Source organism: Phenylobacterium sp., from assembly GCF_030681155.1.
GTDB lineage: Bacteria > Pseudomonadota > Alphaproteobacteria > Caulobacterales > Caulobacteraceae > Phenylobacterium.
On the sequence record NZ_JAUXXE010000015.1, the window covers coordinates 1 to 18,305 of the forward strand.

At 66.3% G+C, this 18,305-nt stretch carries 18 protein-coding genes; 13 read left to right on the top strand and 5 right to left on the bottom strand.

Annotated features, from left to right (window positions below):
- The 4 genes from Q8M13_RS02430 to Q8M13_RS02445 form a co-directional block, all read left to right on the top strand.
- A partial coding sequence (locus tag Q8M13_RS02430) for a UDP binding domain-containing protein (RefSeq protein ID WP_305298025.1) occupies positions 1-274 on the top strand: 274 nt, incomplete at its 5' end.
- A gap of 461 nt (positions 275-735) precedes the next feature.
- Positions 736-1,407, top strand: a complete 672-nt coding sequence (locus Q8M13_RS02435) for a DUF969 domain-containing protein (protein WP_305298026.1) — start codon at positions 736-738, stop codon at positions 1,405-1,407.
- Positions 1,404-2,354 carry a DUF979 domain-containing protein gene (locus Q8M13_RS02440; RefSeq protein ID WP_305298027.1) on the top strand — a complete coding sequence of 317 codons (951 nt, stop codon included), beginning with the start codon at positions 1,404-1,406 and terminating at the stop codon, positions 2,352-2,354. The genes Q8M13_RS02435 and Q8M13_RS02440 overlap by 4 nt, the downstream gene beginning before the upstream one ends.
- The gene (locus Q8M13_RS02445) at positions 2,332-3,345 is read left to right on the top strand and encodes a DUF2891 domain-containing protein (protein WP_305298028.1); all 1,014 of its coding nucleotides are present in this window, start codon (positions 2,332-2,334) and stop codon (positions 3,343-3,345) included. The genes Q8M13_RS02440 and Q8M13_RS02445 overlap by 23 nt, the downstream gene beginning before the upstream one ends.
- Here the strand turns inward: Q8M13_RS02445 and Q8M13_RS02450 are convergent.
- Both Q8M13_RS02450 and glmM read right to left on the bottom strand, forming a co-directional pair.
- A complete protein-coding gene (locus Q8M13_RS02450) occupies positions 3,342-4,358 on the bottom strand; it encodes an adenosine deaminase (RefSeq protein WP_305298029.1) in 1,017 nt (338 codons plus the stop codon). The two genes, Q8M13_RS02445 and Q8M13_RS02450, sit on opposite strands and share 4 nt — an antisense overlap.
- A 5-nt stretch (positions 4,359-4,363) precedes the next feature.
- Positions 4,364-5,716: a phosphoglucosamine mutase gene (glmM, locus tag Q8M13_RS02455; RefSeq protein WP_305298030.1), complete on the bottom strand. Its 1,353-nt coding sequence runs from the start codon at positions 5,714-5,716 to the stop codon at positions 4,364-4,366.
- A gap of 110 nt (positions 5,717-5,826) precedes the next feature.
- On the opposite strand from glmM, the gene glmS reads away from it, so the two are divergent.
- From glmS to Q8M13_RS02475, 4 genes are all read left to right on the top strand, one after another.
- Complete coding sequence (gene glmS, locus Q8M13_RS02460) at positions 5,827-7,644, top strand: glutamine--fructose-6-phosphate transaminase (isomerizing) (protein WP_305298076.1); 1,818 nt, start codon at positions 5,827-5,829, stop codon at positions 7,642-7,644.
- A 71-nt stretch (positions 7,645-7,715) separates the two neighbouring features.
- The gene (locus Q8M13_RS02465; protein WP_305298031.1) at positions 7,716-7,964 is read left to right on the top strand and encodes a hypothetical protein; all 249 of its coding nucleotides are present in this window, start codon (positions 7,716-7,718) and stop codon (positions 7,962-7,964) included.
- Positions 7,965-8,139: 175 nt separating this feature from the next.
- Entirely contained in the window at positions 8,140-9,009 is an 870-nt protein-coding gene (locus tag Q8M13_RS02470; protein ID WP_305298032.1) for a UTP--glucose-1-phosphate uridylyltransferase, read from the top strand.
- 8 nt (positions 9,010-9,017) lie between these two features.
- Positions 9,018-9,878, top strand: a complete 861-nt coding sequence (locus Q8M13_RS02475; RefSeq protein WP_305298033.1) for an SDR family oxidoreductase — start codon at positions 9,018-9,020, stop codon at positions 9,876-9,878.
- Between the two features lie 30 nt (positions 9,879-9,908).
- On the opposite strand, the gene chrA is transcribed toward Q8M13_RS02475, so the two are convergent.
- Positions 9,909-11,255: a chromate efflux transporter gene (gene chrA / locus Q8M13_RS02480; protein WP_305298034.1), complete on the bottom strand. Its 1,347-nt coding sequence runs from the start codon at positions 11,253-11,255 to the stop codon at positions 9,909-9,911.
- A complete protein-coding gene (locus tag Q8M13_RS02485) occupies positions 11,252-12,007 on the bottom strand; it encodes an alpha/beta fold hydrolase (protein WP_305298035.1) in 756 nt (251 codons plus the stop codon). Before Q8M13_RS02485 ends, chrA begins: the two co-directional genes overlap by 4 nt.
- Before the next feature lie 84 nt (positions 12,008-12,091).
- Between Q8M13_RS02485 and Q8M13_RS02490 the strand changes: the two genes are divergently transcribed.
- From Q8M13_RS02490 to Q8M13_RS02510, 5 genes are all read left to right on the top strand, one after another.
- The gene (locus Q8M13_RS02490; RefSeq protein WP_305298036.1) at positions 12,092-13,270 is read left to right on the top strand and encodes a glycosyltransferase family 4 protein; all 1,179 of its coding nucleotides are present in this window, start codon (positions 12,092-12,094) and stop codon (positions 13,268-13,270) included.
- Positions 13,270-14,244 (top strand): glycosyltransferase family 9 protein, encoded by a 975-nt coding sequence (locus tag Q8M13_RS02495; RefSeq protein WP_305298037.1) that lies wholly within the window; start codon positions 13,270-13,272, stop codon positions 14,242-14,244. The genes Q8M13_RS02490 and Q8M13_RS02495 overlap by 1 nt, the downstream gene beginning before the upstream one ends.
- A 141-nt stretch (positions 14,245-14,385) precedes the next feature.
- Complete coding sequence (gene infC / locus Q8M13_RS02500) at positions 14,386-14,907, top strand: translation initiation factor IF-3 (RefSeq protein WP_056731308.1); 522 nt, start codon at positions 14,386-14,388, stop codon at positions 14,905-14,907.
- Positions 14,908-15,072: 165 nt separating this feature from the next.
- Positions 15,073-16,311 (top strand): MFS transporter, encoded by a 1,239-nt coding sequence (locus Q8M13_RS02505; RefSeq protein WP_305298038.1) that lies wholly within the window; start codon positions 15,073-15,075, stop codon positions 16,309-16,311.
- Positions 16,308-17,519 (top strand): MFS transporter, encoded by a 1,212-nt coding sequence (locus tag Q8M13_RS02510; protein WP_305298039.1) that lies wholly within the window; start codon positions 16,308-16,310, stop codon positions 17,517-17,519. The genes Q8M13_RS02505 and Q8M13_RS02510 overlap by 4 nt, the downstream gene beginning before the upstream one ends.
- Here the strand turns inward: Q8M13_RS02510 and Q8M13_RS02515 are convergent.
- Positions 17,516-18,223 carry a DUF1345 domain-containing protein gene (locus tag Q8M13_RS02515; RefSeq protein ID WP_305298040.1) on the bottom strand — a complete coding sequence of 236 codons (708 nt, stop codon included), beginning with the start codon at positions 18,221-18,223 and terminating at the stop codon, positions 17,516-17,518. The genes Q8M13_RS02510 and Q8M13_RS02515 overlap by 4 nt on opposite strands.
- Positions 18,224-18,305 lie beyond the last annotated feature (82 nt).

The following is an 18,305-nucleotide window of genomic DNA, read 5'->3' on the forward strand; positions in this document are numbered from 1 at the left end:
CATGGGCGCGAAGGTTCAGGCCTTCGACCCCGAGGGCCTGCATGAGGCCCGCCAGCTACTGCGCGATGTGGATTTCAAGGCTGACCCGTACGAGGTCGCCACCGGCGCCGACGCCCTGGTGATCATCACCGAGTGGGATCAGTTCCGCGCCCTCGACCTGGACCGCGTAAAGCTGCTGATGAACGCGCCGGTGCTGGTCGACCTGCGCAACATCTACAAACCCGCCGACGTTCGGGCGCGAGGTTTCAAATACGCTTCGATCGGGCGCGCTTAAGCTCAGCAACTCGCCAGCCTGGTCCATCAGGCTGGCGCCTGCGTTCAGCTCGACAGCAGATGAATGAGCGTGTTGCCGATCCAGAGAGCACCGGCCCAAAAGGCCAGCGCAAGAGCGGCGACAAAAGCAAGGCAAGCAATCGAGGTCAGACCTCGCACGGCTCCTCGCGACGCACCCCCAGCGGTGACGTTTCGTGGCATGTTTCGCTCCCAGTACCTTTGTTATTCCACCCCGGTCGAGCGGTGTGGAGCAATGAGGCTGACACGAATTAACCGTCGTGGATAGTCCTGCCGCCTCATCTTGAAATACGCATGAAGTCGAGGAACGATCCCTCTTCTTGACCCGACTGCGCCTAGTCCTCCGGCTCACGTCCCCGCAAACCCATCTCCGCAATTGCGGAGCCCGGCCATACAGCTAGAGTCGCCGCTCCGCGCAGGTCTTGCGCGTCGGGGGTCCGCCACTTGCTGTCGCTGATCGGCATTGTCGTCGTCGTGGTGGGCTTCATGGCCCGCATGAACCCCCTTCTGGTGGTCACGGTCGCCGCCCTCGTCACCGGGGTCGCTGGCGGAATGGGGCCCGTCCAAGTCATCGAGACCTTCGGCAAGGCGTTTCAGGAGAATCGCTATGTCAGCGTGGTCTGGGTGGTGCTGCCGGTCATCGGACTGCTGGAACGGGCTGGACTGCAGGAACGCGCAAAGACCTTGATAGGCCAGATTCAGGCAGCGACTACGGGCCGACTGCTGTTGCTCTACTTCGTCGTGCGCCAGGCGACCGCCGCCTTGGGCCTGACCTCGCTCGGCGGTCACGCCCAGATGGTTCGCCCGCTGATAGCGCCGATGGCCGAGGCGGCTGCAGAAACGCACCATGGCCCGCTCGACGACGAAACGCGCCAATCCATCCGCGCCCACACGGCCGCGGTCGACAACATCGCGCTGTTCTTCGGCGAAGACATCTTCATCGCCATCGCCTCCATCCTGCTGATCAAAGGGTTCCTTGAGCAGAACGGCATATTGGTCGAGCCGCTGCAGCTTTCCGTCTGGGCCATTCCAACGGCCTTCTGCGCCTTGGCGATCCACGGAACCCGGCTGATGCTGCTCGACCGCCGCCTAGCCCGCACTCTGGGCGCGCGATGATCGGGCTGGAGGTCCTCTATGTCATCGGCGGCGCCTTCTTCGCCGCCATAGCAGTCCTGAGCGCGCGCGACGCCACCAATCCGAAGCGCTGGAAGAACACCGCCTTTTGGGGCCTGTTCGCGGTTAGCTTCCTGTTCGGCTCTCACCTGCCTGATTTCGCCAACGGACTCGTCGTCATCGCCATGGTCCTGACGGCGGGCTTCGGTGGTCTTGGCCTCGGACTCCCAGCGACCACCGGCCCGGAAGAACGTCGTGAAAGCGCCCTGCGCCTAGGCAACCGCCTGTTCTTGCCGGCGCTAGCCATACCGATCACAGCGCTGGCGGGGACATTCCTCTTCAAGCGTCCTGAACTGGCCGGACTGGTCGATCCGAAACAGGCGACGCTGGTGTCCCTGATCCTCGGGGTCTTCGTGGCGCTGGCCATCGCCATGCCGATGCTGCGCGCCAAACCGATCACCCCGCTGCAGGAGGGCCGCCGGCTATTGGATACGGTCGGCTGGGCCGCCGTACTTCCGCAGATGCTGGCCGCCCTGGGTGCGGTTTTCGCCGCCGCTGGCGTGGGAACCGCCATCGGCCAGATCGCCAGCGACTGGTTGCCCAGCGGCAGCCAACTCGCCGCCGTCGTCGCCTACACCTTCGGCATGGCGATCTTCACGATGATCATGGGCAACGCCTTCGCCGCCTTCCCAGTGATGACCGCCGGCATCGGCCTGCCGCTTATCGTCCTGCACTTTGGCGGCGATCCGGCCATCATGGGCGCGATCGGCATGCTCTCGGGCTTCTGCGGCACGCTGATGACCCCGATGGCGGCCAACTTCAACATCGTGCCCGCCGCCCTGCTGGAACTGAAAGACCGCAACGGGGTGATCCGGGTGCAGATCCCTACCGCCATCCTCCTTCTCCTGGCCAACACGGCGCTGATGTATGTCCTCGTCTTCCGCTTCTGAACTGACCCCAGAACTCGCCGGCAAGTTCGCTCGCCTCGCGCTCGGCCATGTGACCAAACCCTATCCCTACAAGCTCGACCACGTGATGACCGGGGACGAGGACGTGCTGCCACCGCGCGTGCTTCACCCGATCTTCCACGGCAGCTTCGACTGGCACTCGTGCGTTCACGGCTACTGGCTGCTGGCCCGCCTGCTGCGCCGCTTTCCGCAGAACCCCGAGGCCACGCAGATCCGCGCCCTGTTCGACGCCAACCTGACCCCGGCCAAGGCGGCGGGCGAATTGGCCTATCTGGCTCGACCGGCTAGCGGCGGGTTCGAGCGCCCCTATGGCTGGGCCTGGTTGTTGATGCTGGCCGCCGAATTGGAACGCCATGACGGCCAGGCCTGGGCCCAAGCGCTCCGTCCCCTGGCGCAAGCCTTCGCCGACCGCTTCAAGTCATTCCTGCCCAAGGCGACCTACCCGATCCGCACCGGCACGCACTACAGCACCGCCTTCGCCCTGGCGCTGGCCAGCGAATATGCGGGCGAGGTCGGCGACCACGACCTGGCCCAGCTGATCGAGGCCACCGCCAAGGGTTGGTATCTGGCCGACGCCGGCGCCGCCGCCTGGGAACCGAGCGGCGATGACTTCCTTTCCCCGACCCTGGTCGAGGCCGAGTGTCTGCGCCGCGTCCTTTCCGCCGCCGATTTCCGGCTGTGGTTCGCGCGGTTCCTGCCGGAGGCGGCTTCGCGACGTCCAGCCAGCCTGTTCACCCCGGCCAGCGTCAGCGATCGCAGCGATGGAAAGATCGCCCACCTCGATGGCCTGAACCTCAGCCGAGCCTGGTGCTGGCGGTCGATCGCCGGGACCCTGGCGCTCAACGACCCGGTGCGCCCCGTCGCCCTCGCCAGCGCCGATGAGCACCTGGCCGCCGGCCTTGAGCACGTGGCGGGCGACTATATGGGCGAGCACTGGCTAGCGACCTTCGCCCTGCTGGCGCTGGAGGCCTAGTTGGGGCGCGCCACGTAGGCGTCGATCGCCGCCAGGTGCGTCGCGATCTCGTCCGGCGCCAGGAACGAGCCGGTGAAGCTGTTGCGCGCCAGGGTGACAAGCTCGTCGCGGCTGAGATCAAGCGCCTGCGCCGTCTCGAGCCAGTTCTGGCCCAGATAGCCGCCGAAATAGGCGGGATCATCGGAATTGATTGTCGCCCGCAAACCGAGCCGCAGCATCGTCCGCAGCGGGTGCGACGTCAGGTCGTCGACCACGCAGAGCTTGAGGTTCGAAAGCGGGCAGACGGTGAGCGTCATCCCCTCGCGCGCCAGCCGCTCGGTCAGGACGTCGTCCTCCAGCGCCCGGTTGCCGTGGTCGATGCGGTCGACCTCCAACAGGTCCAGCGCCTGATAGACGTAATCAGGCGGCCCCTCCTCGCCGGCATGCGCAACGATCTTCAGGCCTTTGGCGCGGGCGGCGGCGAAGACTCGCGCGAACTTCTCCGGCGGATGGCCGAGCTCCGATGAATCGAGCCCCACGCCCACGATACGGTCCAGATACGGCTCAGCCTGCGCAAGCGTATCGAAGGCGGCGTCCTCCGAGAGGTGACGCAGGAAAGAGAGGATCAGCTTGGACGAGACGCCCAGCTCCACTTCGGCCTGCGCCATGCCGGCCAGCAGGCCCTCGGCGACGACCGCAAAGGCCACGCCGCGCTCGGTGTGGGTCTGAGGATCGAAGAAGATCTCCGCATGTCGCGCCCCATCGGCGGCGATGCGGCGGAAATAGGCCATGGTCAGGTCGTGGAAGTCCTGCTGCGTCAGCAGCACCCGCGCGCCCTGATAGTAGATGTCCAGGAAGTCCTGCAGGTTCGAGAACGCATAGGCCGCGCGCACCGCCTCAACGTCCGCAAACGGCAATTCAACGCCGTTGCGGCGGGCAAACTCGAACATCTGCTCCGGCTCAAGACTGCCCTCTATGTGCAGGTGAAGTTCGGCCTTGGGCAGCCCGCGAATGAAATCCTCAAGCTGCTTCATGACCTCTAGGCCGCCGCTTTCTTCACCGCCCCGACGATGTCCTTGACCACCTGGCTGACGAGTTTCTCGTCATCGCCCTCGGCCATGACCCGAATCAGCGGCTCGGTGCCGGAGGCGCGGACCACGATCCGGCCAGTGCCGTTCAGGCGATGCTCGGCCTGGGCGATCACATCCTTGACCTGCTCGGTCTCCAGCGGCTTGCCGCCGGCGAACCGCACATTTTCCAGCAGTTGCGGCACCGGATCGAACTGGCGGGCCAGCCGGCTCATCGGTTGGCCCGAATCCTTCAGAACCGCCAACACCTGCAGCGCGGCCAGCAGGCCATCGCCGGTGGTGGAGTAGTCGGACATGATCATATGCCCAGACTGCTCCCCGCCGAGATTGAAGCCGCCTTCGCGCATGCGGGCCATGACGTAGCGGTCGCCGACCTTGGTGCGCTCGAGCTTCAAGTTCCGCGCGGCCAGGAACCGCTCCAGGCCAAGGTTCGACATGACGGTCGCGACCACACCGCCGCCGGTCAGTTGATTGTTGCGCGACCAGGCGTCGGCGATGATCGCCATGATCTGGTCGCCATCGACCACGTGGCCCTTCTCGTCGCAGATCAGCAGCCGGTCGGCGTCGCCGTCCAGCGCGATCCCGAGGTCGGCGCGATACTCCTTCACCGCCTTGGCCATGGCCTCGGGATGGGTGGAGCCGCACTCCTCGTTGATGTTGGTGCCGTCCGGATCGACGCCGATCTTGATGACCTCCGCGCCCAGTTCATATAGCACCACCGGGGCGACCTTGTAGGCGGCGCCGTTCGCGCAATCGATGACCACCCGCAGGCCGGCCAGGCTGAGCCGCCGCGGGAACGTCGCCTTGGCGATCTCCACATAGCGGGCCTGGGAGTCGTCAACCCGCGCCACGCGGCCGAGCATGGTGGGCGCGGCCAGACCGTCCGCTAGACCCTGGTCCATCAGAGCCTCGATCTCCAACTCGCGGGCGTCCGACAGCTTGTAGCCGTCCGGGCCGAACAGCTTGATGCCGTTATCGACATAGGCGTTGTGCGAGGCCGAGATCATCACGCCCAGATCGGCGCGCAAAGAGCGCGTCATCATCGCGACGCCCGGCGTCGGCATCGGCCCGAGCAGGCGCACGTCCATCCCCACGCTGGCGAACCCCGCCACCAGGGCCGGTTCAACCATATAGCCCGACAGCCGGGTGTCCTTGCCGATGACCACCATGTGGCGGCGCTCGTCCTGGGACATGAACAGCTTGCCCGCCGCCAGGCCGACCCGCAGGGCCACCTCGGCGGTCATCGGATGGCTGTTAGCCTGGCCACGGATGCCGTCAGTTCCGAAATAGGCGCGCTTGGTCATTCGGGTTCTCGAAACGATACGAAACTCAGATTTAGTCGACGCCGCGTTTGCGAATGCTAAAGGCGGCTCAGGATTATCACGTCTTCCTGCGCCAAAAGGAACTCCGGGTCATGTGCGGCATCATCGGCATCGTCGGAACGGCCCCGGTCCAGGATCGGTTGATCGAGAGCCTAAGGCGGCTGGAGTACCGCGGCTACGACAGCGCGGGCATCGCCGGAGTGGTCGGCGGCAAGATTGAACGCCGCCGGGCCAAGGGCAAGATCCGGGCTCTGGAGGACGTCCTGGCCGAGCAGCCTCTGATGGCCACGGTCGGCATCGGCCACACCCGCTGGGCCACTCACGGCGCGCCGTCGGTTCCCAACGCCCACCCGCATCAGGCCGGCAAGGTCACGCTGGTCCACAACGGCATCATCGAGAACTTCGCCGAACTGCGCCGCGAACTCGAAGTCGCGGGCCGTGTCTTCGAGAGCGAGACCGACACAGAGGTCATCGCCCACCTGTTTGATTCTGAACTCGCCACCGGCCTCGAACCGCTCGCCGCCCTGAAGGCCACGCTCGACCGCCTTACCGGCGCCTATGCGCTTGGCGTGTTGATCGAAGGCGAAGAGAACCTGGTGATGGGCGCCCGGCGCGGCAGCCCGCTGGTTGTCGGTTATGGCGACGGCGAAATGTTCATCGGCTCCGACGCGCTGGCGGTCGGCCCGTTCACCAATCGCATCGCCTACCTGGAAGAAGGCGACTATGTCGCCATCGACCACACCAGCGCCCGCGTCTTCGATCACGCTGGCCAACCGGTCGAACGCAAGATGCAGATCGTCGCCGCCTCGGCCGCCCTGGTCGAGAAGGGCAACTACCGGCACTTCATGGAGAAAGAGATCCATGACCAGCCCGACGCCTGCCAGCATACCCTGTCGGCCTATATCGATCCGGTCTCCGGTAAGGCGACCGCGCCAGGCGGCGTAGATTTCGCCAAGATCGACCGCATCCAGATCGTCGCCTGCGGCACCGCCTACTATGCGGGTCTGATCAGCCGCTACCTGTTCGAAAGCTTGGCCCGCCTGCCGGTGGACATCGATGTCGCCTCGGAGTTCCGTTATCGCGAGCCGCCCGTGACGCCGAACACGCTGGCCATCGTTGTTTCGCAATCAGGCGAGACCGCCGACACCCTGGCCGCCCTGCGCTGGTGCAAGGCTCAAGGGCTGACCACCGCCGCCGTGGTCAATGTCCACCAATCGACCATGGCCCGCGAGGCCGACATCCTCTTCCCGACCCACGCCGGCCCCGAAATCGGCGTCGCCTCGACCAAGGCGTTCACCGCCCAGGTGACGGCCCTGGCGGCGCTGGCCGTGGCCGCAGCGGCGGCGCGCGGCAAGATCGACGCGGCCGAGGAAGCGCGGCTCTCCAAGCTGTTGCTAGAGGCCCCGCGCCTGATCGCAGAATCCATCCAGGCCGAAGAGGCGATCCGCGCCCTGGCGCCGGAATTGGCCAAGGCCCGCGACGTGCTCTATTTCGGCCGCGGCGCCATGTCGGCCCTCGCGCTGGAAGGCGCCTTGAAACTCAAGGAAATCAGCTACATCCACGCCGAGGGCTACGCCGCCGGCGAGTTGAAGCACGGGCCGATCGCCCTGATCGATGAAGCGACCCCGGTCATCGTCATCGCCCCGTCCGACGCGCTCTTCGAGAAGACCATGTCGAACATGAGCGAGGTGATGGCGCGCGGCGGCCCGATCTTGTTGATCACCGACGAGGAAGGCGCCAAACGCGCGCCGGAAGGCGTGAAGGTGATCATCGCCCCGGCTTGCGATCCGTTGATCGCGCCGCTCGTCTTCGCCGCGCCCATCCAGCTCCTGGCCTATTACGTGGCCGTTCAGAAGGGCGCCGACGTCGACCAACCCCGCAATCTGGCGAAGTCGGTCACCGTCGAATAGCGGCCTATTTCGGCGGGACCGCGCCGCTGTTCGAAGTCATAGGGTCCGCCGGCGCATTGACCGGCGGGGTCGTGGCCATCGAGTCCGTGGTGGCGGGCGGTGTCGCGGCCATCGACCCGGTCGCTGGCGGGGTCGCGGCCATGGAACCGGCCGGCGCGGTGGTCATCATGCTGCCAGTGGGGGCGGTGGCTTCAGCCGCGGCTGCAGTTGTGTCGGCGGCGGGTGCTTCGGCCGGCTTGCTGCAGGCTGAGAGCGTAAACGCAGCGGCCGTCGCGGCCAGCACAGACATGGTGTGGAAGGTCATGGAAGGTCCCTCTTAAGAAAGCTGTGGCAGATTTTGAACCGTTCACGGTCTCGTGAGTTCCGGTCTCCGGTCACAATCTAGGCTGGAAACCCCTTCAGCAGCCAAATGGAGGGCGTTTGTCAGATCTCCTGAGCGTGATGGTGGATTCGAAAGCCCTCGTCGTCTAGTCGGGGATGAAACGGGAGGGCTGAATGACCAAACGTGTGCGTAAAGCTGTGCTGCCGGTGGCGGGTTTGGGGACACGTGTCCTTCCCGTCGCCCGTGCGACCCCAAAGAACCTTCTGAACGTCTTTGATCGGCCCATCCTGTCCTATGTGGTCGAAGAAGCGCGCGCCGCGGGCATTGAGCACTTCATCTTCATCACCAGCCGCGGCCAGGGCGCCATCGAGGACTATTTCGACGGCAATCCCGAGATCGAGGGCGCGCTGGAGGCCAAGGGCAAGACCGACGTCCTGGCCGAGGTGCGACGCGACCTGCTGCCGCCAGGCTCGATGAGCTTCGTGCGTCAAATGGCTCCGCTGGGCCTCGGCCATGCGGTCTGGTGCGCCCGGGACCTTATCGGCGACGAGCCGTTCGCTGTGATCCTGCCCGACATGCTGATGGCCGCGAAGACCCCGGCCCTGGCCCAGACCGTAGCGGCCTACGAAAAGGTCGGCGGCAATATCGTCGTGGTCGAGGCTGTCGCCGACAGCGAGACCCACAAGTATGGGATTGTCGCTCTCGATGAGCGTGACGGCCGCCTCGGCCGCATGACCGGCATGGTCGAAAAGCCGGCCCAGGGAACCGCGCCGTCTAACTTGATCATCTCCGGGCGATACATCCTCCAGCCAGAAATCTTCCCGCTGCTGGAGCGTCAGGGCAAAGGGGCCGGCGGGGAAATCCAGCTCACCGACTCGATGATCGAATTGATGAAGTCGCAAGACTTCCACGCCCTTGAGTACGACGGCGTGACCTATGACTGCGGCGACAAGATCGGGCTCTTGAGGGCCAACATCGCCTTCGCCCTGGATCGCCCGGAGTTCGCCGACGCGGCCCGAGCCGCGATCAAGGATTTGCTCTAGGAACGTCCATGCGCCTCTTCGTCTACGGTTACGGCTTCGCCGGGCGCGTCCTGGCGAGGCGGTTGACGGCTAAGGGGTGGCGCATCTCGGCCACCTATCGCGACGAGGCCAGCGCCGCGCAGATGGCCGCCGATGGCGTCGATCCCGTGCCCGCCCTGGACAAGGAAGCGATCGCCGCCCGCTTGGCGGACACCCAGGCCATTCTCATCACCGCGCCGCCCGGACCCGAAGGTTGCCCCGCGCTCCAGGTCATGGTTCCGGCCTTGGCCACCGCCGGGGCCTTTCCAGACTGGATCGGCTACCTGTCGACCACCGGCGTCTACGGCGACCGCCGTGGCGGCTGGGTGTTCGAGGACAGTCGTCTCGCGGCCCAGTCGCCGGAGGGCGCGCGCCGCGTCGCCGCCGAGCGCGACTGGCTGGAGGTCGGTCGCGGGATGGGCCTGACCGTCACCGTCCACCGCCTTCCCGGCATCTACGGTCCTGGCCGTTCAGCGTTCGAGCGCCTGCGTGAAGGCCGGGCGCGCCGCATCACCACGCCTGGCCAGGTTTTCAGCCGCATCCACGTGGATGATCTGGCTGCCGGGTTGGAGGCGTCCATCGCCAGGCCGCGCGCCGGCGGAATCTACAATCTTTGCGACGACGAGCCGGTCGCCAACAGCACGGTGATCGCTCACGCCGCCGGGCTGATCGGCCTGCCCGCCCCGCCTGAGGAAGTGCTGAACCTGGACGCCCTGTCGCCGCAGGCCAGGCGCTTCTACGCCGAGACAAAGCGGGTCTCTAACGCCCGCGCGAAAGCCGAGCTGGGCTGGAAGCCCGCCTACCCGACCTATCGCGAAGGGCTTGCCGCGATCCTGGCGACGGAAAGCTAGCGTCCTCTTCCCAGGAGAGGGGAATTGCACCTAAGCCAAGTAGCTCAGCGCCAAGCCGCCGGCCGCGCACGCCAGCAGCGTCGGCCCCAGACCAGCCTTGAACCGCAGCATGGCGATCATCGCCGCCAGGGTCAGGATCGCAGGCTTCCAGTCCAGGCTGAGAAGGTTCGGCACGTCCGGCCCGACGCCCATGATGGTGATCCTGCCGACGTCGGTGAACAGCACATGCAGCCCGAACCACAGGGCGAGGTTGGCGATCACGCCAACCACCGCCGCTGTGATTGCGGCCAAGGCCGAGGCGGCGGCGCGATGGCCACGTAGCGCCTCGACATAGGGCGCGCCGAGGAAGATCCAGAGGAAGCAGGGCGCGAAGGTCACCCAGGTGGTCAGCAAGGCCCCGAGCGCGCCAGCCACCAGCGGATGTAGTCCTGACGCCTCGCGATGGGCCGCGAGGAAGCCCACGAATTGCAGCACCAGGATCAATGGTCCTGGCGTGGTTTCGGCCAAGCCCAGCCCGTCAGCCATCTCGCCAGGCTTCAACCAGCCAAAGCCGTCGACGGCGGCCTGGGCGACATAGGTCAGCACCGCATAGGCTCCCCCGAACGTCACCGCCCCCATGGTCGAAAAGAAGCCTGCCAGCTTCGTCCAGACGCTGGCCTCGCCAAACACTAGATAGAGGAGGGCGAGCGGGGCCAGCCAGATGGGCAACCAGACCGCCAGCACCCGGAGCGCCCTGCCCCGCGACGGCTTCAAGTGGCTCGCCCCGCCCTCGGCGATGACGTGGTCGATCAGGCCAAGTGTATGGCCCTCGTCTTCCGCCCCGAGCGGGGGCGCCAGACGATGCGGCGCGAACCAGCCGAAGAGGCCGGCCGCCAGGATGATCAGCGGGAATGGAACATTCAGCAGATAGAGGCTCAAGAACGCAGTCACTGCGATGACCACTGCGGCCCGGGTCTTCAGCGCCCGCCGCCCCACTCGCAACACCGCCTCGACCACCACCGCCAGCACCGCTGACTTCACGCCAAGAAACAGAGCGGCGACGAACGGAGTCGCCCCGTAGAGAACATAGGCGATGCTGAGGGCCAGCATGACCATGGCGCCCGGCAGGACGAAGAGTATCCCCGCCACCAACCCACCGGCCGTCCGATGCATCAACCAGCCGATATAGATGGCCAGTTGCTGCGCCTCGGGACCCGGCAAAAGCATGCAGTAGTTGAGCGCGTGCAGGAACCGGCGCTCCCCGATCCAGCCCCGCTCCTCGACCAGCATCCGGTGCATCAACGCGATCTGGCCGGCCGGGCCGCCGAAACTCAACGCCCCGATCCGCGCCCAGACCCGCGCGGCCTCCCAGAAGGTGGGCATGGGCGCCGGCGTCATGCGGGACCAGCGATCACCTCGTCGAGGGCCTCGATCAGACGCGCGATGTCCTGCGGGCGTGACAACCGATGGTCGCCGTCCTTGATCAGGGTGAAGACGACGTCCTGGCTGCGCAGCGCCTGGGCCAGTTCAAGCGCATGACGCCAAGGCACGTCCGGATCGGCGCCGCCCTGAAGTATGCGCACAGGCGCGTGGACGTTCACGGGCTCGGGCAGGATGGACCAGCGCGCGCCGTCCTCCAGCAATTCCCGGGTGATCGGATAGGGCTCGCCATAGTCGGACGGTCGCAGCCACACGCCGGTCTGGGCCAACTCGGCGCGATCGGCCTCGGTCATCTCCGGCGCCATCAGCTTTTCGGTGAAATCGGGGGCCGGCGCGATCAGCACCAGCGCCTTGATGCGCTCAGGGACCGCGGCCGCCGCCAGGCAGGAAATCCACCCGCCCATGGACGACCCGACCAGAACGGCCTGATCCTCGACCAGCTCGTCCAATACGGCCAAGGCGTCCTCGCGCCAGCGGGTGATCGTCCCGTCCGCGAAGTCGCCGCTCGATTCCCCGTGGCCGAAGTAATCGAAACGAACATAGGCCCGGCCGCTCGCCAGCGCCCAGTCGGCCAGCGCCTGCGCCTTTGCCCCGGCCATGTCCGACCGGAACCCGCCCAGCCAAACCACGGTGGGTCCAGCGCCAGCCACGTGCCGCCAGGCGATCTTCGCCCCGTCCGGCCGCTCAAGAAATCCTGCTATCTCGCCCATGATCGCCCTCATAACGCGAGGATGTGACATCGTCAGTACGCCATCGGGGTTTACCAAACCGAGGCTTACGCTATGCAGAACGGCGTGACGCTTCCCCCAGACTTCACCCTACTCCAGGTCGTGCCCGAGCTTGAAACCGGCGGGGCTGAACAGACCACAATAGACGTGGCGCACGCGGTCGTGCGTATCGGCGGCAAGGCCCTGGTGGCCACCCGCGGCGGTCGCATGGCCGCCAGGCTGGAAGCCGATGGCGCCCGCCTCGCCCAGATGCCGGTGCAGACCAAAAATCCGCTGGTGATGCTTGGAAACGCCGCACGCTTGGTCGACCTGATCCGGCGCGAGAAAGTCTCGATCGTCCATGCCCGCAGCCGCGCCCCGGCCTTCTCGGCGCTGTGGGCTGCCCAGGTGACCGGAACGCCGTTCGTGGCGACCTATCACGGCGTCTACAACGCCAAAAGCCAGCTCAAGCGCTGGTACAACGCCGTGATGACGCGGGGCGATCTGGTGATCGCAAATTCCGACTACACGCGCGACCATGTCCTGGCCGAACACCATCTGGATCCCGCCAAGATCGTCTCGATCCCGCGTGGGGTCGATCTGAAACGCTTCAATCCCAGCTGGGTGACGCCCGAACGTATCCAGGCCTTGCGGGAGACTTGGCGGCTCGATGTGCGTGATCGCCGCACCAAGCTGCTGCTGGCCGGACGACTGACCCGGATCAAGGGCCACCTGCTGATCGTCGAGGCCGCCCGCCGGATGAAGGCCGAAGGTCGCGACGACTTCCTGATCATCTTCGCCGGCGACGATCAGGGCCGCACCGAGTATCGGCACGAGGTCGAGAACGCAATCGTCCAGGCCGGGCTGACCGACCAGGTCCGGATCGTCGGCCACTGCGACGACATGCCGGCCGCCTACCAGATCTGCGACATCGCCATGTTGCCCACGACCAAGCCGGAGTCGTTTGGCCGCACCGCCGTCGAGCCGCAGGTCATGGGCAAGCCGGTGCTGGCCTCCGACCACGGCGGCACCACCGAAACCGTAGTGTCCGGAGAAACCGGCTGGTTGGTGAAAGTCGACGACCCCGATGCCTGGGCCCAGGCCATGACCAAGGCGATCGACATGGGTCCGCCCCGGCTGGCGGCGATGGGACAGGCCGCCGCCAACCGCGCGCGCCGCCTCTATTCCGTCGACGCCATGTGCGAGGCCACCCTGGCCGCTTACGCCCAGGTGCTGGCCGCGCGCCGTTCGGGATCTAACGCCTGATGGCCCGCGAGATTAAAAAGATCCTGGTCATCAAGCTTTCGGCCCTGGGCGACTTCGTCCTGGCCCTGGCGGCGATGAAGAAGATCCGCCAAGTGCACAAGCGGGCGCACATCACCCTCCTGACTACGCCGCCCTTCGAGGGCCTGGCCAAGGCCTGCCCATACTTCAACGCCGTCGAGACCGATGGCCGGCCGAGCGGACTGGGCGAATGGATGGCTCTGCGCAAGCGGCTCAAGGCCGCGCGCTATGACCGCGTCTACGACCTGCAGACCTCCGCCCAGTCGGCGCGGATCTTCCACATGCTCGCCCCCTTCCCGCCGGAATGGTCGGGAATCGCCGCCGGCTGCGCCCTGCCGCACAAGAACCCGGCCCGCAACCACATGCACACGCTGGAGCGCCAGGCCGACCAGCTGAAATATGCAGGCATCTGGCCGGACGCTCCGACCGAGCCGGGCAGCGCGCCTGGCCCCGACCTCTCCTGGGTCCTGCCCAAGCCCTCGCAGGTGCGCCCCGTGCCCGGCGGCGTGAGGCCGCGGCCCTACGCCCTGTTCATCCCCGGCGGCTCGGCCCACCGGCTCGACAAGCGCTGGCCCGCCGAACGCTATGGCCAACTCGGCAAGATGCTGTCCGAGCGCGGCTACGACATCGTCATCATCGGCGGCCTGCAAGAAAGCGCCCTCGCCCGCCAGATCCAACGCTATGTCGGCCAGGCCCGCGACCTGACCGGCCGCACCGACTTCGCCAAGGTGGCGATGCTGGGCGCCAAGGCCGCCCTGGTGGTCGGCAACGACACCGGGCCGCTGCACCTGGCCGCGGCCACCGGCGCCCCGACCGTGGTGATGTTCTCCAACGCCTCAGACCCCAAGCTCGCGGCGCCGCGCGGTCACGTAACGGTGCTCAAGGCCGACAACCTTGCCGAGCTACCCGTCTCGGCGGTTCTGCAGGCCGCGAACGCGCTTCTTCCGGCCGCTTAACGGCGATACCGCAGACGAACTTGCAGCGCCGCTTGATACTGGCCGCCGCCTTCGTCATATATGCTTTGACGACCGGAGCCTCCGCGCTGCCGGTCGTTCCCGTTACAACAGCTCTAGGAGCGAAAGCCTATTCGCCGCCCGATGCAGGCGCCGCCCGTCAAAGACGGACCGCGCATCAATGAAGACATTCGCGTTCCCAAGGTTCTGCTCATCGATCAACACGGTGAGAAGCAGGGCGTGATGCCGACTTCGTCAGCCATGGAGGCCGCCGCAGAAGCTGGTCTCGATCTCGTGGAGATCGTGCCCAACGCGGATCCCCCCGTCTGCAAGATCCTGGACTATGGCAAGTTCAAGTTCCAGGAGCAGAAGAAGAAGAACGAAGCGCGCAAGCGGCAAAAGGTCGTCGAGATCAAGGAGATCAAACTCCGCCCGAACATCGACACCCACGACTACGACGTCAAAGCCAAGGCTATGCATCGCTTCTTCGAAGAAGGCGACAAGGTGAAGGTCACCCTGCGCTTCCGTGGACGCGAACTTGCTCACCCCGAGCTGGGCATGAAGCTGCTTCAGCAAGTGAAGGCTGACTTCGATCCGGTGGCGAAGGTTGAGTACGAGCCTCGCATGGAAGGCCGTCAGATGATCATGATCCTGGCGCCGCGCTAGGCTCCGGTCATATCTAGATTGCGAAACGGCCGCCCTTCCGGGGCGGCCGTTTTCGTTTGACGGGTATGGCAGGTGAGGCGTTGCAGCCGCAGTTTTGCAGCGAAGAACAACCTACCCCCGTACTCGGACTTGCGGCGCGTCGCAGCTCCGCTTAACAGCGTTCACATGTCCGATACCGCGCCAAAGCGGGCCGCACCGTCCCCGCTTGCGGCGCCGTCCCTGATCGCCGTCATTTTTATCAATATGCTCGGCTTCGGGATCATCGTTCCGTTGCTGCCCTTCTATGCCAAGTCGTTCGACGCCCCGGCATGGCAGATCGCGCTGATCTTCTCGGCCTATTCGGTCGGGGCCTTCTTCGGCGAGCCTTTCTGGGGACGCCTGTCGGACAAGTACGGCCGCAAGCCGCTGCTGATCTCGACCATCACCGGCAACTGCCTCTGCTATCTGGCCCTGGCCTTCGCGCCCAACATCTGGGTCGCCTTCGCCATTCGCCTGGTCGGCGGTTTGGCCGCCGGCAACGGCGCGGTGGTCCAGGGCTATATCGCCGATGTCACCCCGCCCGAAAAGCGCGCGCGCCTGCTGTCTTACCAAGGCGCCGCGTGGAACGTCGGCCTGATCTTCGGCCCGATGGTGGGAGGGCTGTTCGCCCATCCCGACGCCGGCCCTGTCGGTTTCCGCATCCCGCTGTTCATGGCCTCTGGCCTGGCGGCTCTGTGCGTCGTGGCAATCGCCGTCTTCATCAAGGAAAGCCGCGTTCGCGAACAGGCGATCACTCATCGCCCGAGCCGCTGGGCCGCGATCAGCGACGCGGTCGGCCACCCGGTGATCGGCCGGCTAATGCTGCTCACCTTCCTGGTCGGCTTCGCCTTCACCGGCATCGAATCCACCTTCGGCCTCTGGTCCCAGGCCAAGTTCGGCTGGGGGCCGCGTGAGATCGGGGTGTGTTTCGCCTTCACCGGCGCCGCCGCGGCCCTGACGCAGACCTTCCTCACCGGCCGGCTGTCCGAGAAGTACGGTGCAGGAAAGATGCTGGCCATCGGCATGGGCCTGACCGTCGTCGCCGCGGCCGGGCAGACCCTCTCGCCTGGCGGTGGGGTCACCATCGCCCTGATGTGCCTGACGGCGATCGGACAATCGGTGGCCTGGCCGAACGTCAGCGCGATGATCTCGCAGACCGCCGACCCCTATCGCCAGGGCCAGATCCTCGGCCTCAACAACGCAACCGGCGCCTTGGCCCGGGTGGTCGGACCATTCTGCGCGGGCCTCATCTTCCCGGTGCTGCTTGATGGTCCCTTCATCATGGGCGCCCTGGTGGTCGCGCCGGCGATCTTCCTGGCGCTGGCCGCCAGTCGCCGCGCCGCGGCCCAGCTCGCGGCTGAGAAGCAAACGGCGTCCACGTCATGACCCCTCCAGCGGGAGCGCCAGCGCCGCACGACGACAAGCGCGCGTTGGTCATCCTGCTGTCGGTGATCTTCCTGAACATCGCCGGCTTTGGCCTGGTCATTCCGCTGCTGCCATTCTTCGGCAAGGCGCTGAACGCGCCCGCCTGGCAGATCGCCCTGCTGTTCTCGATGTTCTCGTTCGGTCAGTTTCTGGGCGAACCCTTCTGGGGCCGGCTGTCGGACCGGGTCGGTCGCAGGCCGGTGCTGATCGTCACCATAGCCATCGCCGCGCTCTGTTATGTGGCCCTGGCCTTCGCGCCGAACATCTGGCTGGCCTTCGTCGCCCGGTTCGCGGGCGGCTTCTTCGCCGGCAACATCTCGACCCTGCAAGGCTGCATGGCCGACATCACCCCTCCGGAAAAACGCGCCGGGCGCATGGGGGTGATGGGCTCGGCGTTCTCCCTGGGCTTCATGACCGGTCCGGCGCTGGGCGGCCTGCTGGCCCATCCGGAGCTTGGCCCGATCGGCTTCCACATCCCGCTCTTTGCGGCCGCCGCGTTTGGCCTGACCTCGGCGGTCTGCGTGGCCCTCTTCGTGCGCGAGACCCGACCACCCACCGGCGAAGCCCGCCCAAAGGGCCGGCCGCCGGCCCTGCGCGACGCGATCGCCCATCCGATCATATCGCGGATCATGATCATCGGCTTCGTGATCGTCTCCGGTTTCGCCGGAATCGAGGCGACCTACGGCCTCTGGACTGAAGCCAAGTTCGGCTGGGGTCCGCGCGAGATCGGCTTCGCCTTCGTGGTCATTGGGGTCATTGGCGCCTTTGCCCAGGGGATGGGAACCGGCGCCCTGGTCCGCCGCTTCGGCGAGCCCCGCGTCCTGATCGCCGGCCTCACCCTTATGTGCATCGGCATGCTGGTGCAGTTCTCCTCGCAGGTCTGGCCGATGGCGGTTCTGGGCTTGGCCATTGTCGGCTTTGGCCAGTCGATCTGCTTCCCCAACCTGGTCGCGCTGATCTCGCTCTCTACACCGCCGGACCGGCAGGGGGAGATGCTGGGCCTGAACATGTCGAACAATGCGCTCGCCCGGATCGGCGGCCCGATCTATGCGGGCCAGCTCTTCTCACTGGTTTCGCCTGGCGCGCCGTTCGCGCTCGGCGCCTTCCTGATCCTGCCAGCCCTCGTCATGGCCTATCAGGTCATGAAGCTGCTCCCCAGGCGGACCTAGAACAGCGACGCCAGCAGGTTGATCGTCAAGGCCAGCACCACAGTGTTGAAGGTAAAGGCGACCAGTCCGTGCACCGTGCCGATGCGTCGGAGCGGCTTGGACGTGAAGGCGATATCGGCGGTCTGGCTGGCGACGCCGATGACCACCGAGAAGTGCACGAAATCCCAGTAGTCGGGGGCCTCGCCACCCGGAAACAACAGGCCCTGCGCATCATTGGGACTGTCGTGGTCAGGCGCGTAGTACTCGTGCGCATAGTGCAGGGCGAAGATCAGCTGCACCGTGAACCACGAGGCCGCTACTGTCGCGAACACCAGGGCGACCCTCAACGCCCGGATCAGCCCCTCATCGGCCTTGGCGGCGGAAAGCTCGGCGGCGATCACCCAGATGCTGGCCGCCGCGGCGGTGATCACCAACGCCAGGATCACGCCCTGCCCCTGATCCTGAGTGGCCGCGGTCGCGCGGATCTGGCCGACGTCGGCCCGCCACATCATGTGGATCGCCGCGGCGATGAAGGTCAGGCAGGTCGCGTCCCACGCCAGGATCGCCGAGGTGACAATGCTGAGGCCCGTCGGCAGCAGCAGGCATAGGACCCAGACGCAGGCGCCGGCCAGCACCGACAGCAGCAGCCTGGGCCGCGCCTTGAACGGGGCCAACATGCCGGAGCGGCGCTGCGACTTGGCTTGCCCTGCAGGCGTGGTGGTCATCGCAGCCTCGCTCCAGCCCTGTTGAAACCTCTATACCGCCGGGGCCCGAGTCGCCGCAGCGCGGACTCAAGCCCTTGCCTTT

What these genes read in the sequence shown, in the direction of transcription:
- Q8M13_RS02440 (WP_305298027.1), top strand. Translation starts at nt 1,404, where the DNA reads ATGATCGGGCTGGAGGTCCTCTATGTCATCGGCGGCGCCTTCTTCGCC.
- Q8M13_RS02445 (WP_305298028.1), top strand. Translation starts at nt 2,332, where the DNA reads ATGTCCTCGTCTTCCGCTTCTGAACTGACCCCAGAACTCGCCGGCAAG.
- Q8M13_RS02450 (WP_305298029.1), bottom strand. Translation starts at nt 4,358, where the DNA reads ATGAAGCAGCTTGAGGATTTCATTCGCGGGCTGCCCAAGGCCGAACTT.
- glmM (WP_305298030.1), bottom strand. Translation starts at nt 5,716, where the DNA reads ATGACCAAGCGCGCCTATTTCGGAACTGACGGCATCCGTGGCCAGGCT.
- glmS (WP_305298076.1), top strand. Translation starts at nt 5,827, where the DNA reads ATGTGCGGCATCATCGGCATCGTCGGAACGGCCCCGGTCCAGGATCGG.
- Q8M13_RS02470 (WP_305298032.1), top strand. Translation starts at nt 8,140, where the DNA reads ATGACCAAACGTGTGCGTAAAGCTGTGCTGCCGGTGGCGGGTTTGGGG.
- Q8M13_RS02475 (WP_305298033.1), top strand. Translation starts at nt 9,018, where the DNA reads ATGCGCCTCTTCGTCTACGGTTACGGCTTCGCCGGGCGCGTCCTGGCG.
- chrA (WP_305298034.1), bottom strand. Translation starts at nt 11,255, where the DNA reads ATGACGCCGGCGCCCATGCCCACCTTCTGGGAGGCCGCGCGGGTCTGG.
- Q8M13_RS02485 (WP_305298035.1), bottom strand. Translation starts at nt 12,007, where the DNA reads ATGGGCGAGATAGCAGGATTTCTTGAGCGGCCGGACGGGGCGAAGATC.
- Q8M13_RS02495 (WP_305298037.1), top strand. Translation starts at nt 13,270, where the DNA reads ATGGCCCGCGAGATTAAAAAGATCCTGGTCATCAAGCTTTCGGCCCTG.
- infC (WP_056731308.1), top strand. Translation starts at nt 14,386, where the DNA reads ATGCAGGCGCCGCCCGTCAAAGACGGACCGCGCATCAATGAAGACATT.
- Q8M13_RS02505 (WP_305298038.1), top strand. Translation starts at nt 15,073, where the DNA reads ATGTCCGATACCGCGCCAAAGCGGGCCGCACCGTCCCCGCTTGCGGCG.
- Q8M13_RS02510 (WP_305298039.1), top strand. Translation starts at nt 16,308, where the DNA reads ATGACCCCTCCAGCGGGAGCGCCAGCGCCGCACGACGACAAGCGCGCG.
- Q8M13_RS02515 (WP_305298040.1), bottom strand. Translation starts at nt 18,223, where the DNA reads ATGACCACCACGCCTGCAGGGCAAGCCAAGTCGCAGCGCCGCTCCGGC.